Annotated in this window: 15 protein-coding genes; 3 read left to right on the top strand and 12 right to left on the bottom strand. The window is 70.5% G+C overall.

Annotation, left to right across the window (positions count from 1 at the left end):
- Nucleotides 1-67 precede the first annotated feature (67 nt).
- The 12 genes from PV963_RS16230 to PV963_RS16175 form a co-directional block, all read right to left on the bottom strand.
- Nucleotides 68-835 carry an SDR family oxidoreductase gene (locus PV963_RS16230; RefSeq protein WP_274816445.1) on the bottom strand — a complete coding sequence of 256 codons (768 nt, stop codon included), beginning with the start codon at nt 833-835 and terminating at the stop codon, nt 68-70.
- A gap of 73 nt (nt 836-908) precedes the next feature.
- Nucleotides 909-2000 (bottom strand): hypothetical protein, encoded by a 1092-nt coding sequence (locus tag PV963_RS16225; RefSeq protein ID WP_274816444.1) that lies wholly within the window; start codon nt 1998-2000, stop codon nt 909-911.
- The gene (locus tag PV963_RS16220) at nt 1997-3391 is read right to left on the bottom strand and encodes an MFS transporter (RefSeq protein ID WP_274816443.1); all 1395 of its coding nucleotides are present in this window, start codon (nt 3389-3391) and stop codon (nt 1997-1999) included. Before PV963_RS16220 ends, PV963_RS16225 begins: the two co-directional genes overlap by 4 nt.
- A gap of 19 nt (nt 3392-3410) precedes the next feature.
- Nucleotides 3411-4643, bottom strand: coding sequence for a cytochrome P450 (locus PV963_RS16215; RefSeq protein ID WP_274816442.1), 1233 nt, complete (start codon nt 4641-4643; stop codon nt 3411-3413).
- 47 nt (nt 4644-4690) lie between these two features.
- A complete protein-coding gene (locus PV963_RS16210; RefSeq protein ID WP_274816441.1) occupies nt 4691-4882 on the bottom strand; it encodes a rubredoxin in 192 nt (63 codons plus the stop codon).
- Nucleotides 4883-4972: 90 nt separating this feature from the next.
- Nucleotides 4973-5842, bottom strand: a complete 870-nt coding sequence (locus PV963_RS16205; RefSeq protein WP_274816440.1) for an alpha/beta fold hydrolase — start codon at nt 5840-5842, stop codon at nt 4973-4975.
- Nucleotides 5839-6945, bottom strand: coding sequence for a fatty acid desaturase (locus PV963_RS16200; protein WP_274816439.1), 1107 nt, complete (start codon nt 6943-6945; stop codon nt 5839-5841). The genes PV963_RS16205 and PV963_RS16200 overlap by 4 nt, the downstream gene beginning before the upstream one ends.
- 10 nt (nt 6946-6955) lie before the next feature.
- The gene (locus tag PV963_RS16195; protein WP_274816438.1) at nt 6956-7249 is read right to left on the bottom strand and encodes an acyl carrier protein; all 294 of its coding nucleotides are present in this window, start codon (nt 7247-7249) and stop codon (nt 6956-6958) included.
- A 6-nt stretch (nt 7250-7255) separates the two neighbouring features.
- Nucleotides 7256-8239 carry an acyl-CoA desaturase gene (locus PV963_RS16190; protein WP_274816437.1) on the bottom strand — a complete coding sequence of 328 codons (984 nt, stop codon included), beginning with the start codon at nt 8237-8239 and terminating at the stop codon, nt 7256-7258.
- Nucleotides 8239-9135, bottom strand: coding sequence for an acyl-CoA desaturase (locus PV963_RS16185; protein ID WP_274816436.1), 897 nt, complete (start codon nt 9133-9135; stop codon nt 8239-8241). The genes PV963_RS16190 and PV963_RS16185 overlap by 1 nt, the downstream gene beginning before the upstream one ends.
- Before the next feature lie 56 nt (nt 9136-9191).
- Nucleotides 9192-10970, bottom strand: a complete 1779-nt coding sequence (locus PV963_RS16180; RefSeq protein WP_274816435.1) for a fatty acyl-AMP ligase — start codon at nt 10968-10970, stop codon at nt 9192-9194.
- Nucleotides 10971-11029: 59 nt separating this feature from the next.
- Nucleotides 11030-11794 carry an acyl-CoA thioesterase gene (locus tag PV963_RS16175; RefSeq protein ID WP_274816434.1) on the bottom strand — a complete coding sequence of 255 codons (765 nt, stop codon included), beginning with the start codon at nt 11792-11794 and terminating at the stop codon, nt 11030-11032.
- A gap of 410 nt (nt 11795-12204) precedes the next feature.
- On the opposite strand from PV963_RS16175, the gene PV963_RS16170 reads away from it, so the two are divergent.
- The 3 genes from PV963_RS16170 (at nt 12205) to PV963_RS16160 (ending at nt 15605) form a co-directional block, all read left to right on the top strand.
- Nucleotides 12205-13191, top strand: a complete 987-nt coding sequence (locus tag PV963_RS16170; RefSeq protein ID WP_274816433.1) for an NADPH:quinone reductase — start codon at nt 12205-12207, stop codon at nt 13189-13191.
- A gap of 237 nt (nt 13192-13428) precedes the next feature.
- Nucleotides 13429-13971: an SRPBCC family protein gene (locus PV963_RS16165; RefSeq protein WP_274816432.1), complete on the top strand. Its 543-nt coding sequence runs from the start codon at nt 13429-13431 to the stop codon at nt 13969-13971.
- Between the two features lie 65 nt (nt 13972-14036).
- Nucleotides 14037-15605 (top strand): class I adenylate-forming enzyme family protein, encoded by a 1569-nt coding sequence (locus PV963_RS16160; protein ID WP_274816431.1) that lies wholly within the window; start codon nt 14037-14039, stop codon nt 15603-15605.
- Nucleotides 15606-15789 lie beyond the last annotated feature (184 nt).

The following is a 15789-nucleotide window of genomic DNA, read 5'->3' as shown; positions in this document are numbered from 1 at the left end:
ATGCGTGGGTGTGCCGACGGGCCCCGGCCTGCCCCGGGGCCCGTCGGCCATGGGCGGAAGAGAGGGCTCAGCCCTTGGGGGCCGGGCCGTTGCCGAGCGACGAGGCGCCGCTGACGTCGATCACCTGACCGGAGACCCAGCCACCGGCGGGGGAGGCGAGGAAGCCCGCCACACCGGCCACGTCCGCCGGGGTACCGGTGCGGCCGAAAGCGGACCAGCTCTCGGCCAGCGCCCGCATCTGCGGGTGGGCCAGCCACGGGTTGAAGTCCGTGTCGATGATTCCCGGGGCAACGGCGTTGACCGTGATGCCGCGCGGGGCGAGGGCCTCCGCCAGCGTGAGCGTCAGGGTGTTCATCGCGCCCTTGGTCATCGAGTAGGCCACCACGTTGGGCATGGCGATACGGGTGGTCGCGCTGGAGACGTTGATGATCCGGCCGCCGTCACGCAGCCGGTCCAGGCCCTGCTGGATGACGAAGAACAAGGACTTGACATTGACGGCGACCAGCTTGTCGAAGTCGGCCTCCTGCACATTGCCGATGGGGGCGAGCAGCCCCGCACCGGCGTTGTTGACCAGGATGTCGAGCCCGTCGGCGACCTTGTCGAACTCCGCCCACAGGGCGGTCGCATCGCCGTCCACTCCGAGCTCCGCCCGGACGAGGAACGCTTGGCCGCCCTCCGCCTCGATCGCGGTCACGACCTCCTTGGCCGCGGCCTCGCTGCTGTTGTAGTGGACGCCCACCCGGGCCCCGTCCGCCGCCAGCCGCTCGGCGATGGCCCGACCGATGCCCTTGCTCGCGCCCGTCACCAGAGCGACCTTGCCTGACAGAGTGCCCATGGGAGCACCTCCATATCGTGATTGATCCGTCAACACGGGGTAGATGTCGAACAGTTGTGTAGCTCTGCCTGTCTCATGGCGTCCGTGCCGGATGGCGTCCGGCGGCGGGCCGCCCGGCAGGCAGGTTCCGGGGTGGGGTGCGGAGCATCCGCCTGGCCGCCGGCGGCTGCCGCCAGATGCGGCCCGTCCGCGGTGCCGGACCCTCCAGTACGGGCCCGCCGGCCGCCGGTCGCACCGTGGTGGTGGCGCAGGGCAGGGCCAGCTGGAACCGGGTGTGAAAGCCGCCGAGCAGTAGGTGGATGACGGGCTCGGCGGCCGGGCGACCACCTGTCCTGGTGCCGTACGGCGGCCTCGGGGTCGAGTCGTGGGACCCGAACGCCACCGCCGTGACGGCGCTCATGCCGGGGTCGATCTCGAAAAGCCTTTCGAGGGTGGCGGCCGCGAGGTCGGAACCGGCCTCGACGGCCTTGACCGGAGTGGCCCGGCCGTCCCGGACGTCGAGCACCAGCGGATAGCGCACCAGCGGCGTCAGGCGGTCGTACACCGCCCTGCGGCCCACCCGGTCGCCGCCGACGACGACGGGGTGGCCCTTGACCGTCACCGCTCCGGTCGGCGTGCCGAGCGACAGGGCGGTGTCCAGGGCGAGCCAGGTGGGCGGGATCGCGTGCACCTTTCCCGGGGTGAACGGTTCCGTGCCGCCCGCGTCTTCGGCGCGCTGAAGCCGTGCCCTGGAACCGGCCAGCGATTCGGTGAGCGTCAGCGAACCGGAGAGGTTCAGGGCCCGCAAGAGCCGCTCCTCACGGCGCGCCCACTCCGCGGGACGCTGCCGCGCCAGGCAGCGCAGCACGCGCCGGATCCGGTGGATCCGGTCCGCTCCGGTACCCACGTGGGCCGCGGCCACCGAGCGCCGGGGGGTGACGGCCTCGGGGTCTGCCGTCAGCAACGCCTCGTCGGCGGCCAGCACCAGGACGTCAGCGTCCGGGCCCGCCTCGGTGAGCAGGCCGGTCAGGGAACCACCCGGCCCGGCGGCGATCACGCGCTGTTCGGCGTGGCGCCCGGTCGGCTCGACACGGACGAGACCGGCGTACGGCTCCTCCACGATCACCACCGCGCGCCGCCGCCCCGGCGGACAGGACCCCCACACCGCGGGGGACACCGTGATCACTGCTTCTCCTTCGCGGGCGAGGGGCGGGGAATGGCGAGGCAGAGCACCGCCGCGACCAGGCCGAGGGCGAGGGTCAGCCACCAGCCGTGGTCGAACGCCGTGATCCGGTCCGCGCCGTGGGAGTTGCCGAGCACCGCGACCAGGACGGCGACGCCCAGTACCGAGCCGACCTGGCGGGCCATGGTGACCACTGCGGAGCCGGTGGAGAAGCTGGTCGGCGGCAGCGCCGAGACGGCTGCGCCGACCAGGGTGGGCACGGTCAGTCCGACGCCGATGCCGGTGAGCAGCATGCCGGGCAGCAGCCCCGTGACGTACTCGGGGCGGGTGTCCAGGGCCAGCGTCCACCAGCCGATGCCGAGGGCGAACACCACGCACCCGAACGCCGAGACCGCGCCGGCTCCGTACCGCCGGGTGAACGGCCCGGCGCCGATCGCGAGGATCGGCACCATCAACGGCCCCGGGGCGATGGCCAGTCCGGTGGCGAGCGGGGACCAGTGCCAGACGTCCTGCGACCACAGCACCGCGGACAGCAGCATCATCGCGAAGGCCACCGCGAAGACCAGGTTGGCCAGGGTCGCGAAGGGCATCGCGGGAAGCCGCAGCAGGCTCAGCGGCAGCACCGGGGACGGGTGACGTGCGGACCGTACGACGAAGAACACCAGTGCCAGGGCCGAGCCCGCCAGGCAGCCGAGCACCGGGCTCGAGGCCCAGCCCCAGTCCTCGCTGCGGACCACGGCCAGGGACAGCAGCGCGATCCCACCGGTGAGCGCGGCGGCGCCGAGCACGTCCGCGCGAGCGCTCGCGGTGCGGGCCGGTGTGGCGGGCACCGAGCGCAGGCCCACCGCCCAGGCCGCCACCCCGATCGGCACGTTGACCAGGAAGATCCAGCGCCAGTCCAGCTCGGTGAGCAGACCGCCGGCGAGCGGTCCGAAGGCGGCGGCGAGCCCGCTGATGGCGCTCCAGGTGCGGACCGCCCCAAGGCGGCGCTCCGGCGGCGCCGCGATGAGCAGGATGCCCAGCGACGAGGGGATGAGCAGGCCGGCGCCGACCGCCTGCACGATCCGGGCGGCGACCAGGGTCCACACGGTGGGCGCCAGTGCGCACGCCACGGAGGCGAGGACGAAGACCGCGAGCCCCGCCAGATAGGCGCGGCGTGGCCCGATGCGATCCGCGAGCCCGCCTGCCGGGATCAGCGAGGCCGCGTAGACGACGGCGTAGGCGTTGAGGATCCAGGACAGCGAGGCGAGGGACGCGCCGTTGTAGTGGGCGCCCACGTCGGGGAGGGCGACATTGACGATGAACACGTCCAGGTTGGACATCGCCACGCCCGCCGACACCACGCCGAGGACCACACCGAACCTGGCGGCCCGCAGGGGAACAGCTGTGGACATGAGAATCTTCTCCCGGGCCTCAGCCGAGGGTGGCCGGCAGGCGGTCGTGGCCGCGTTGGACGATCTGGTCGCGGAATCCGGGCAGGCCGACGATGGCGAGCTTCGGGAAGCGGCGCAGCAGGCGGGGCAGTACGGTCTCGGCCGACAGCCTGGCCAGGGCCGCGCCCAGGCAGTAGTGCGCTCCGGCGCTGAACGTCAGCTGCTTGTTGCCCTCGCGGTCGGGGTCAAAACGGTCGGGTTCGGCGAAGCGCTCGGGGTCGCGGTTGCCCGCGGCGATGAGCAGGGTCACCGCGCTGCCCCGGGTGATCTTCTCGCCGAAGAACTCCAGGTCCTGCCCGGCGACCCGGTTCAGGGCGTGCACCGGGGGATCGAAGCGGAGCACCTCCTCCAGGAACCGGGAGACGAACTCGGGCTCCCGCCTGATGCGTTCGGCGTACTCGGGGTTCTCCACGGCGATGCGGACGGCGTTGCCGAGCAGGTCCTGCGGCGCCTCGCTGCCGGCCACGATCACGGCCATGAGGTTGGCTATGAGGTCTTCCTCGGTCAGGTCGCTGCCGGCGTCGCGGGCGCGGATGAAGGCGCTCGTCAGGTCCGGACCGGGCTCGGCGCGGCGCAGGGCGACGAGTTCGGTGACGTACTCGGCGAGCCGGTCCATCGCGGCGTCCGCCGGCTGAAGCCGGCCGAGGTCGCTGACGGGGTCCATGGAGGTGGTGATGGCCGCGATGACGGGGTGCAGCCCGGGCAGGTCCTCCTGGGGCAGGGACAGCAGCTCACCGAGGACGGCGATCGGGAACCGGTAGGTGAACTCCTCCACCAGGTCCACGCTGCCGCCGTCGGCCGTCAGCCTCTCCAGGTGCCGCACCGCCTCGTCGGCCAGACGCTCCACCATCGGGGCGAAGGCGGCGACGCTGTGGGCCGAGAAGGCGCTGGAGAAGAACCGGCGCATCCGCTCGTGATCGGGCTCGTTGCTGAACAGCATGTTCTTGGTGAGCCACACCCAGGAGGAGTGCTCGCGCCAGCCGGGCATGCGCAGGTCCTGCATGGCCGCATCGGTCTGGAGCAGGCCGGGGTGGCGCAGTGCCCGGGCGCACTGCTCGTGGCCGACGGCGAGCAGATGCGTCTCACCCAGCCGCACCAGGCCGCCGTGGGCGCGCAATTCCTCGTAGAGGGGGTACGGGTTCTGCTTGCCCTCGGGCGACAGCAGCCGGATCATCACGTCCAGCGGTTCGGCCAAGGTCTGGGACTCGGTCACTTCTGCTCCCGGTGGTTCATCGGTCACTGGTCAACGGGCGGTGCTGATCACAGCTGTTCCATCACGAAGTCGGCCTTGGCCGCGCCGCATTCGGGGCACTCCCAGTCGTCGGGGATGTCCTCCCAGCGGGTGCCGGGCGGTATCCCGTCCTCCGGCAGCCCCAGTTCCTCGTAATAGACCCAGCCGCACAGCAGACACATCCACGCTCGCTTGGCGGTCCGGACACTCAGGTCGTTCATGGGATCACTTACTTCTCTGCTACCGGGCACCCGCCCCGGAGGCGGACGCTTCTCCTGGGCCGGTGCGGACTGCGGACTGCTGACTGCGGATCACGGGCCCACGGGTGCGTCGCGGGCGGTGTGTCCGGCGACGAACGCCGAGACGCCGGCCTGGACCTGCGGGGCGCTGAGGATGCCCAGGTGGCCGACGTCCGGGGCGGCCTCCAGCCGGACCCCGGGCAGATCCCGGGCGATCACCTCGGCATCGGAGTACGGCACCACCGCGTCGGCCGGGTCATGGACGGCCAGCACCGGGCAGTCCAGACCCTCGCCGCGTGCGACGGCGTCCCAGTGGCTGACGGGCACGCCGTTGCGCCGGTGCAGCTCGGCGTAGATGCGCCGCACCGTGTCGGGCCCCAGGCGCAGCCCGGCTCCGTCCCACCTGTCGAGGACGCCGCTCAGCGTGCAGGTGGGCGCGATGAGTACCAGGGCGTCCAGCTCGGCCCCGCGCAGGGCGGCCCCGCTGATCGCCGCGATCGAGCCCAGCGAGTGGGCGATGATCACGCTCACATTGCCCAGGGCGCCCAGCACGGCCGCGACCGCGCGGGAGTACTGGGTCATGGTCGCCTGGGACCCCGGCCACACTCCGTGCGCCGGTGCGTCGAACGCGGCGACGGTGAAGCCCAGGTGCCGCATCGGTCCGACGAAGGAATGCATGCTGCTGCTGTCGGACGCCCAGCCGTGCACCAACAGTGCCGTCGGCCGCCCGTCACCGGGCTCACCCCAGACGTACCCTCCGGAGATGTCCGGGGAGCCGTCCACCGCGAACCGCCGCGCGCCCAGCGGCAGCACGTTGTCGGGCCGCAGGCCCAGTCTGCGGGTGTCGCTGAACACATCGGTCGCCCAGCGCGCCGCCGCGCCCGGCGCGATGGCGCTCAGCGCACCGTGGACCACCCTGCGCACGGCTCGGCGTCCGGTCACCGTCTTGCCCCGGCGAACTTCGAACCGGCTGCCCCTTCGGGCGGCACCTTGCTGCCCGAGCGGTCGCTGTAGAAGCCCGACTCGGTGTCGTAGAAGTGCAGATGGCGGATGATGTCCCACATCTGGCGGAACGAGAACACCTCTTCGCGCACCATCCCGGGGTACTTCTCCTTCAGCGCCTGCTGTGCCTTGGGCAGGTTGTAGAAGGGGATCACCGGCGCCACGTGGTGGGCCGTGTGGATCGAGATGTTGTGGGTGAGGAAGAGGAGCCACTTCGGGTAGACGTAATCCGTCGTGACCAGGAGGCGGCTGGCGTTGCGCGTCCAGTGCTCGGCCGTCAGGTAGGGGATGTCGCTGGCGCTGTGGTGCATCAGCGTCGTGGCGCTGAACCAGGCGTGGGTGGCAAGCCACGGCGCCACGAAGTACAGCAGCACTCCCTGCCATCCGGTGAAGTAGGCGAGCGCACCGAAGTACGGCACACCCAGCGCCAGGACGAAGGCGATGGAGCGCTTCACGTCACGGCGGTGCGCCGCCTTCGGGTAGAAGCCCGGCCGGAAGGCGGACTCCACCCAGTAGTTGATGGTGCCGCCCCAGAACGCCCAGGTCCTGGTCGACAGGTAGACGAGCTTCTGTCGCAGTGGCATCCGCCGGTACACGCCGGCGGGCAGGGGGCGCCAGTCGGTGTCCAACTCCAGGTGGTTGGTGCTCGCGTGGTGCATGTTGTGCACATGCCGCCAGGAGTGGAACGGGTAGGCCAGCGGCAGCAGTGACAGATGTCCGATGACGGTGTTCAGACGCCTGTTGCGGGAGAAGGAGCCATGCCCCGCGTCGTGCGCTATGCAGTGCAGGCCCCAGCCGCCCAGGCCTGCCACGATCCACAGCGGCAGGTAGAGCGTCCAGTGCGGGGCGAAGGCGACACCGACGACGGCGCCGCCGTACAGCAGCCAGCTGACCGCGAACCCGAGCAACCCGCGCCAGACCCGCGGCTCGAAGTAGCTCTTGGGGACGGCGGCGGCCAGCCGCTCGCCCTCGATCGCCGCGGACCGGGCGAGGAATTCCTCGAACTGCGCGTCAGGCGCGGTGGGGAAGTCGAACGCACCCATGTCGGCCCTCCTAGGCGGCCTGGTCCGGAAGCCGGAGCTCCTTGGCCAGGTAGCCGCACAGATCATCGATGGTCTGGTACTCGTAGAGCAGTCCCGGGGAGAGCCGTCGTTCGACGACCTTCTCCAGTGCGCCGGAGACCTGGACCGCGACCCGGGAGTCGAGGCCGTACGACTCGAAGGTGAGCGAGGTGTCGATCTCGTCGCTGGTGACCTTGAGGTGGTCGGACAGATACGCCACCAGCCAGTCGCGCAGCGCGGCCTGCGTCAGGGGGCCGCTCGGCTTGGCAACCTTCTTCTTGAACACGCTCGGTCACTCCGTCCCTTTGGTGGAGCCGGCGGCCGCCATGGCGAGCGCCTGCTCACGCTTCTTCTGGATCTGCTCCTTGGTCGGCTCGCGCAGGTCCCAGACCAGGCCGACCTTCCTCAGTCCGGCGAGCAGCCATCCGCTCAGGTCCGGCTCCAGCCAGCTCACGCCGTGCCGGTAGGAACCGGGGAACGCGTGGTGGTTGTTCTGCAGGCCCTCACCGAAGGTGAGGATCGCGACCGCCCAGTTGTTGGCGCTGCGGTCCTCGTTGTCGAACGGGCGGCCGCCTATCGCGTGGCAGACGGAACCGACCATCCAGGCCGCCTGGTTGGCCAGGAAGATCCGCGCCAGGCCACCGAAGACGACACCGGTGAGGGCGGACATCGCCGTTCCCTCGACGGCGAAGCCGATCAGGCCCGGGAGGATCACACCGCTGATCACCCAGATCGGGTAGGTGCGGTGGTAGTACATCAGCCGGCGGTTGCGCAGGACGTCCGGCGCGAACACCGACCACTTCGAGTTCTCGGGGCTGAGCATCCACGGCATGTGCGCGTACCACAGGCCGTGCAGGCGCTGCTTGAAGGTGCGCCCGTGCAGGTTCGGCGAGTGCGGGTCGCCCTCCTGATCGCTGAAGCGGTGGTGCCGGCGGTGCGTGGTGACCCACCACATCACGGGTCCCTGGGCACCCATCGAGGCAGTGATCATCATGATCGCCTCGAACACCGGGCCGGTGCGAAACGCCTTGTGGGCGAGGTAGCGGTGGAAGCCCACCGTGATGCCGAACATGTGCACGAAGTACATCGCGGCGAACAGCCAGATGTCGGTCGCGGTGAAGTTGCCGGTCGCCAGGAAGTACGCCGCCGCCGCGGTACCGATCAGCGGCAGGATCATCGTGGTCAGTGCGGAGAACCGTTTGGTGCGCAGGCTGATCGGGTCCAACCGGACGATGGCATGTGCCAACGCCGCTGAACTGGCCGAGGCCGTGGACATCAGGCGACTCCTTTTCCTCTCGCGGTCTTTCGATCCGGGTAGCGCACGTCGGACACCAGGCCGAGCGTGTCCATGACGCGTATGACGGTTCCGGTCGGGTCGAACTGCCAGAACCCGTGCCGGTTGTGCGCGAGCGAGGGACGGGCGTGGTGGTTGTTGTGCCAGGAACCGCCGACCGACAAGGGCGCCAGCGACGGCACGTTCCGGCTGCCGTCCCGGGTGGGATAGGGCCGGTTCCCCAGCGTGTGACCGATGGAGTTGACGGCCCAGGTCACATGGTCGAGAAGGAAGATCCGCACCAGGCCGCCCCACAGGAGGCCGCCCACCGCGCCGCGCATGGTTCCCGTCAGCAGCCAGCCGAGCAGCGTGGGAAGCGCGAGGCCGAGCAGGACCCACACGAAGTAGTACTGGTTCAGCCGCATCACCAGCGGATCGCGCACCAGGTCGGGGACACGCTTGGCCCAGTTCTGCCGGCGCACCTTGAACAGCCAGCCCACATGCCCGTGCCACAGCCCGCGCAACCGGGCCCACCGGTCGTTGCCCAGCGGCCTCGGCGAGTGGGGGTCGCCGTCGCGGTCGGTGAAGGCGTGGTGCTGCCGGTGGGTGGCCACCCAGAACAGCACCGGACCCTGCGCGGCCATGCTGCCCGCGATCCCCCACAGCGAGGTCACCACGGGCCTCGCGGAGAACGAGCGGTGGGAGAAGAAGCGGTGGAAACCGCCCTCGACCCCGAGTGAGGTGATCACGTACATACCGGCGAGCAGCCCGAAGTCCACCCAGCCGAACCCGTACCGCATCGCGAACAGCACCGCCGCGACGGTGCCCAGTGTCGGGACTCCCACGGTCACATACGCCAGCCGCCGGGCCGCGACATCGATCTCACCGTCCTGCGGCACCGCATCGGCCCCGACGGCCGGCCGACCGCCGGCCCGTATCGTTCCGTCCCGGCCCGTCATCGCGCTGCCCCGCTGCCGGCCGGCACCGTGAAACGCTTCAGGGTGCCCTCCAGGAAAGCGGCCTTGGTCGCCTTGCGGCGGACCTTGCCGCTGGTGGTCATCAACACCGTGCCGGGAGGACCGAAGTACAACTCGGCGGGCCGCACTCCGTGGTCGGCGGTGACCGCCGCGGTCACCGCGGCGCGCAACGACTTCTCCTGCGCGGCGAACTGGCCGGACGTACCGCGGTACTCGGCGACGACGACCACCTGCTCTTCGTCCGATCCGCCCGCCTCGTCCCCGGACACGGAGAACACGGCGCACCGGCGCAGCGCGCCGTCGCAGCGCTCCACCGAGGCCTCGATGTCCTGCGGGTAGAGATTCCGGCCGCTGATGACGATCACGTCCTTGAGCCGCCCGGTCACGAACAGCTCACCGTCGAGTACGAACCCCAGGTCGCCGGTGCGCAGGAAGCCCGGGCCCGCCTGCGCCGCTCCGGCCGGCCGGGCGCCGAAGGCCGCGGCGCTCAGCTCCGGCCGCCGCCAGTAGCCGCCGGCCACGTTCGGGCCCGCCACCCACACCTCGCCGACCCGGCCGTCCGGCAGCACCTCGGCCGTCTGCGGGTCGACCACCAGCACCTCGTGGCCCACCGCGGACACACCGCAGCCGACCACCTCGACGCCGGAGGTGTCACCGGCGTCGACCCGCACGGCCGTCCCGGTCCCGAGCGCCGCCTTGTCCAACCGCTCCAGCCGGACGGCGCCGTTCTTGGCCGGCTTGCCCGTCACGAACAGGGTCGCCTCGGCCAGGCCGTAGCAGGGGATGAGCGACGCGGCGTCGTAGCCGCAGCTTGCGAACCGCTCCCGGAACCGCTCCAGCGTCGCCGCGGACACCGGTTCGCTTCCGCAGAACACCTGGCGCAGCGAGGACAGATCGAGCGAGTCGAGCGCCTCGTCGGGGATCGAGGACGTACACAGGTCGAAGGCGAAGTTGGGACCGACCGTGATCGTCACCCGGTACTCGGTCAGTGCCGCCAGCCAGCGGTACGGGTCCTGCACGAAGTGCACCGGCGACATCATGACCAGCGGCCAGCCCCCGTGGACGGCCAGCATGATGGTGCCCATCAGGCCCATGTCGTGGTACGGCGGCAGCCAGGAGCAGCCGACGCGGTCGGGCTCCATGCCCGCGTGGGCCTCCAGCACCCGGCAGTTGCTGACCAGGTTCTCGTGAGTCAGCACGATGCCCTTGGGCTCACCGGTCGAACCCGAGCTGTACTGGAGGAGCGCCGGGTTCGCGAGCCTCGGCGGCACCTCGGCGCCGTCCCCCTCGAAGAGGGTTTCGTCGGGGAAGATCCACTGGGCCTTCGGGGTGCCCTTGGGGTACTGCGCCTCGAACGCTTCCACCTGCGGTGCGAACCGGCCGTCGGTCAGCACCGCCCGAGGCTCGCAGTCCACCATGATGGACAAAAAGCGCGCCATCGCCCGGCGTCCGAAAGGCGGGAACGAGGGCACCGCGGTGCAGCCGGCCCGCAGGATGCCGAACAGGGCGGCCACGTAGTCGAGTCCGGGGTCGAGCGCCAGGACCACACGGCTGTCCTCGATCCCGCGCCGGGAGAGCTCCCGGGCGACCGCGCGTGACCTCAGTTCAACGTCCCGGTACGTCCAGTCCACCGGGTGATCCGTCGTACCGTCCGGCAGAAACCGGAAGGCCAGTGCGTCCGGGTGCGCCTCCGCCCGGGCCGTGAGGATCTCCGGCAGCGAGAGTCCGTCAGGCGGGCTTGCGGATGGTTCCAGCACGGAAATGGCCTTTCTGCTCGGGGTCTCATCGCTCACGAAGGACGGCGGCGGGGCCGGGGTCAGCCGCCGCGGACCATGCGCAACTGCTGGGCGGAGCCCAGGTGGGTCCCGTCCGGATCCCAGGCGTCGATCCATTCCGAGGACCATCCGGAGGAGGCGGCCTGCTGTGTCGTCGCCCGCAGGAGAAGCCATGGCGACGACGCCTTCGCCAGCCCCGCCCCGGGGCGCACCGTGATCTCCACGGTCGGCACCAGCGCCAGTGTCGAGAGCACCGCCGCGTACGACGGAGCCAGCGCGTCCATCAGAAAGACAAAGCGCACGGCGTCCGGCGGAATGTCGTCCTCCAGGAGGCGGACCCATGCCACCAGTTCGGCCCGGTTCCCACCCGCATAAGGGCGTGCCGAGCCCACCGGGCGAATCTCCATGCTCGTCGAGATCGGCACGAATTCCTTCGGAATCGCGAACACGTCGCATTCCTTGGGGCTCGGCACCTCGGGGATCGGCTGCTGCACCGTCGGCCACGAGACGTCGCCGGCCGCCGCGGCGAAGACCGCCCAGGAGTCGAGCAGCGGACCACGCTCCGACTCGGCGCGCCCGGACACGATCGAGCTGGACCGGCCGGCGTGCGTCAGGGCGGTGTCGATCCGGAACGGGGCGTCGATGGCACGGCCGAACCGGCCCGTCACACTGACCAGTTCACGCCCTTCGGCATGCTGCCGCATGGCCGAGGTCACCAGGGCGAGCGCCAGTCCGCCGTGCAGCCCGCCGAAGCCTTTCAGATGGTCGCGAACGTCGACATGACCGTCCCGCGAATTCTGCAGCAATCTCCCCGGAGGTATCGAATCCACAACTCCGCCCCCCTCGTTCTTTCTACGTCAACACACCATGTTCACGCGTCGATCGGACAGTGAAATAAGAACCGCGAAAAGTTGCATGCGAGATCGGCGGACCGGTGAATGGAATCCCATATTCCGGGCCGCGGTCATGCCGCCGGTGCGCCGGCGGCGGTGCGGGTGCGGCGCCGCCGGGGGCGGGCTGCCGCCTCAGGCTCGGAGCCTGTGGTCAAGAACCGGCCAAGGGCCGGCCAAGGACCGGCCGAGGAGTGGTCAAGGGCAGCCGGTCACGGGAGGCATCGGCGGCGACTTGACGGACCAGGGGCGCCGATGTGACGGAACCTGAGCGGTGAGCCGCCGGGGCGTGGGCGAAGGTGCCCGCCTGGAGAAGAATCCAGACCATGCTTGCCGCCTACATCGAAGAGCTCGGTTCGCCGGATCTCATCCAGGTCGGTGAACTGCCCCCTCCCCAGCCCGGCCCCGGCGATGTGCTCGTCGACGTCGAGGTGACCGCCGTCAACCACGTGGACACCTTCGTACGTTCAGGGGCCTGGCGGACGCCGATGTCCTTCCCCTTCGTCATCGGACGTGACCTGGTGGGCACGGTCGTGGCGGCCGGGCCCGGCGCACCCGGCTTCCGGGCCGGGGACCGGGTGTGGTGCAGCAGCCTCGGGCACGCGGGCCGCCAGGGTGCCGCCGCCGAGCGGGTCGTGGTGCCGGCCGACCGGCTGTACCGCCTGCCGGACGGCGTCGACCCGGTGGACGCGGTCGCGCTCTCCCATCCGGCGTCGACGGCCTACCTCGCGCTGTTCACCCACGGGCGGGTGCGGGCCGGGGAGACCGTCCTCATCCTCGGCGCCGCGGGAAACGTCGGCAGTGCCGCCGTGGTGATGGCAGCTCAGGCCGGTGCCCGGGTGGTCGCCGTCGCCTCGGCGCGGGACGCGGACTACTGCCGCTCTCTCGGCGCCCGGAACGTGATCGACTATCGGGACCCCGAGGCCTCCTGGTGGATCGGGGAGGCCGCACCGGGCGGAGTCGACCTGTACATCGACACGTCCGGTCGCAACGACCTCGAGACGGCGATGAACCTCCTCGCGCCCCGGGGACGCGTCGTGATCCTGGCCGGCCTGAAGACCCGGCCCGTCCTGCCGGCCGGACCGCTGTACCTGCAGGACCGATCGGTGCACGGCTTCGCCATCTCCCACGCCCGCGCCGACGAACTGGCCGAGGCCGCCACCCACATCGGCCGGTTGATGGCCGACGGCCTGCTGCGCCCGCGTGCCACGGAGGTACTGCCGCTGAGCAAGGCGGCCAAGGCCCACCGCATGCTCGAGGAGAGCAAGGTCCACGGAAAGCTGGTGCTACGGGTCGCCGATCCGGCCCGGTGAGGTCGCCGGTGGCCGAACGGGTCCCCGGGCGGCGCGCCGAAACTCGTGGACCAAACACACGAAAGCGCGGGTGCACCCGCCAATGTGTCTTCTGGTGTCTCTTGACGTCTCTGCCAGGAGGGTCATTGGCGGGTTTTCCCGTTGGTTCTCCGTCACCTTTACCGGCATTTCTGGAACCTGACGGATCAGGGCGGCCATGGTTGACCCCGGCGCACCGCGGTCGGCAGGATCTCAGTCATGGCCAACACAATCCTTGAAAAGTCCCCGCTGTTCGAACTGCGCGCCAGCAAGCGTATTTCAGCGCGCCCCGAAGAGGTTTACGCGGTCGTGAGCGACCTGCCGCGCCAGGCCGAATGGAGCCCGGAGTGCAGGGGCGGCGAGTGGGTGTCCGGAGAGCCGTCCACGGTCGGTGCGATCTTCCGCGGCGAGAACCTGCGCAGCGAGGACGTGGTGGCCTGGGCTCCGCTGATTCGCGGCACCTGGCACACGGAGGCCAGGGTCATCGCGGCGGAACCGGGCCGGACCTTCCAGTGGATGATGCTCACGCACGCCCGTGAGGACCAGGAGAGCATCTGGGGTTTCGACATCGAGGCCGACGGCGACGGCAGCGTTCTGACCCATCATTTCCGCATGGGCAAGCCGACCGCCGGAATTCACAAGATCGTCAAAGACATGAACGAGTCGGAGTGCGAGAAGTTCATCACCGACTGGACCGCGAAGCTCGAGCAGGACCTCGACGAGACCCTTGACCGGATCAAGGACGTCATCGAAAAGCAGTAGCTCCACTTCTTCCTTGGCTGGTCGGTAGTGCGGGAAACCGCATTCATGGACGAGAGAGCGGGTAGATGTTTCTCCAGCGCATAGGAAACAAGGGAATTCGCCTGGGCACGTTGTTCGACCGCGCGGCGGCCCGGCATCCGGCGAGCTTCGTGATCCTGGATCACGATCTCGACATCGCCCCCCAGTTGGGCCGTCGCGCGACGCTGACGGAGCTGGCCGGCCTGATCGACGACTTCGCCTCCCGGCTGTGGTCGGTGCAGGTCCGCCCGGGCGACCACGTCGTCGTGCACAAGAGCGACGGCTTCGACATCTCCCTCCTCGCCTGCGCGGTCGCCCGGATCGGCGCCATTCCCGTGCTGCTGTCGCCGAAGCTGGACGGCGAGACGGTCGCCGTACTGCTGCGCCGGGTCGGGCGGCCCTTCCTGGTGACCGACCAGAGCAAGCTGGAGAACTCGCTGCCCGCCGAGGTGCTGGAGATCTCCCGGCAGGTGCTGCTCACCTCCGGGGAGTACCCGGGCGCCACGCCCTTCGCCGACCTGGCCGGAGCCCCGCGGGCGGCGGCGGTCACCATGCCCGTCGACCACCCGACGCTCATCACCCACACCTCCGGCACCACGGGCATCCCGAAGCTGGCCGTGCACACCGGCAAGAGCTTCCAGGCCCGTTACCGCCCGCAGGCGACCGTCGTGGCCGCAGCCGTCCGCCGCAGCGAACCGATCGCGGTGCACGTGTCGTTCGTGCACTCGCGGATGTTCACCGCCATGCCGATCTCCATCATGCAGGGCCACCCGCTGATCATCCTCAGGGACGACGACCCCAGGACCGTCGCCGACCTGTTCGCCCAGGTGCCGCCGGGATTCATCGAGGCCCACCCCAACACGTTCCTGCGCTGGGAAGTGCTGGCGGACGACCCGCGCGGCCCGCTGGCCAACGTGAAGTACTTCTCCAGTACCTTCGACGCCATTCACCCCCGCACCGTCAACCGCCTGCTCCAGGCTTCCCGCCGCAAGGGCCGCCGGTTCGCGCAGGCCTACGGGCAGAGCGAGGTGGGCCCGATCGCCGGGCGCACCTACTGCCTGAAGGACGGCGCCGACTTCAACGGACGCTGCGTCGGCATGCCGTTCCCCGGCATGACCGGGGTGCGCGTCGTCAGCCGTGACGGCCAGCCGCCCACCAAGGAGAATCCCGGCTTCATCGAGGTCCGAAGCGACGGCCGCATCGTCACCTACCTCGGCGAGCACCACCGCTGGGAGAAGCAGGTCAACGACGGCTGGTGGCGCATGGGCGACGTCGGTTACCGCACCAGGCACGGCTGCCTGCACCTGCTCGACCGCGAGGTCGACGAGATCCCCGGCATCCAGAGCACCCTCGAGATCGAGGACAAACTCTTCACCCGGGTGCCGGAACTCGTCGAGGTCATCATCGTTCCCGGCCAGGACGGCATCCCGGTGCCCGTGGTGTGCACGCGGGACAACAAGCCGCTGGACCAGGTCGCCTGGCAGTCGGCCGTGGCCGGGCTGCCGCCGATGGCGGACCCCGTCCAGTGGCGGCTGGAGGACCTGCCGCAGACCGCCACCACCAAGATCAAGCGGCTTGAGCTGGCTCGGCTGCTCACGCAGGAGCCGGCGACGTAGCACGGCGCCCGCACGGCGTGGCGGCCGTCCGGCCGCCCGTCCGGGCTCCGGCGTCCGGAAACCCGGACGCCGGAGCCCGCAGGCCGCTCCTTCTGCGCGCATGCCTCCGACTCGCCGGCGAAGCCGCGCACCCGCGTCGAACCGGCCCACGGCCTGCAGTCCAGCCCTGACGGCATGCGCGACG

Origin of the sequence: Streptomyces coeruleorubidus (genome assembly GCF_028885415.1) — a bacterium.
In the GTDB taxonomy this organism is placed as follows: domain Bacteria; phylum Actinomycetota; class Actinomycetes; order Streptomycetales; family Streptomycetaceae; genus Streptomyces; species Streptomyces coeruleorubidus_A.
This window is presented reverse-complemented; position numbering and strand designations above follow the sequence as displayed.

Excerpts from the sequence above, each read along its gene's own strand:
- PV963_RS16170 (WP_274816433.1), top strand. The coding sequence starts at position 12,205 with ATGCTTGCCGCCTACATCGAAGAGCTCGGTTCGCCGGATCTCATCCAG.
- PV963_RS16200 (WP_274816439.1), bottom strand. The coding sequence starts at position 6,945 with ATGGGTGCGTTCGACTTCCCCACCGCGCCTGACGCGCAGTTCGAGGAA.
- PV963_RS16210 (WP_274816441.1), bottom strand. The coding sequence starts at position 4,882 with ATGAACGACCTGAGTGTCCGGACCGCCAAGCGAGCGTGGATGTGTCTG.
- PV963_RS16160 (WP_274816431.1), top strand. The coding sequence starts at position 14,037 with ATGTTTCTCCAGCGCATAGGAAACAAGGGAATTCGCCTGGGCACGTTG.
- PV963_RS16190 (WP_274816437.1), bottom strand. The coding sequence starts at position 8,239 with ATGTCCACGGCCTCGGCCAGTTCAGCGGCGTTGGCACATGCCATCGTC.
- PV963_RS16230 (WP_274816445.1), bottom strand. The coding sequence starts at position 835 with ATGGGCACTCTGTCAGGCAAGGTCGCTCTGGTGACGGGCGCGAGCAAG.
- PV963_RS16220 (WP_274816443.1), bottom strand. The coding sequence starts at position 3,391 with ATGTCCACAGCTGTTCCCCTGCGGGCCGCCAGGTTCGGTGTGGTCCTC.
- PV963_RS16165 (WP_274816432.1), top strand. The coding sequence starts at position 13,429 with ATGGCCAACACAATCCTTGAAAAGTCCCCGCTGTTCGAACTGCGCGCC.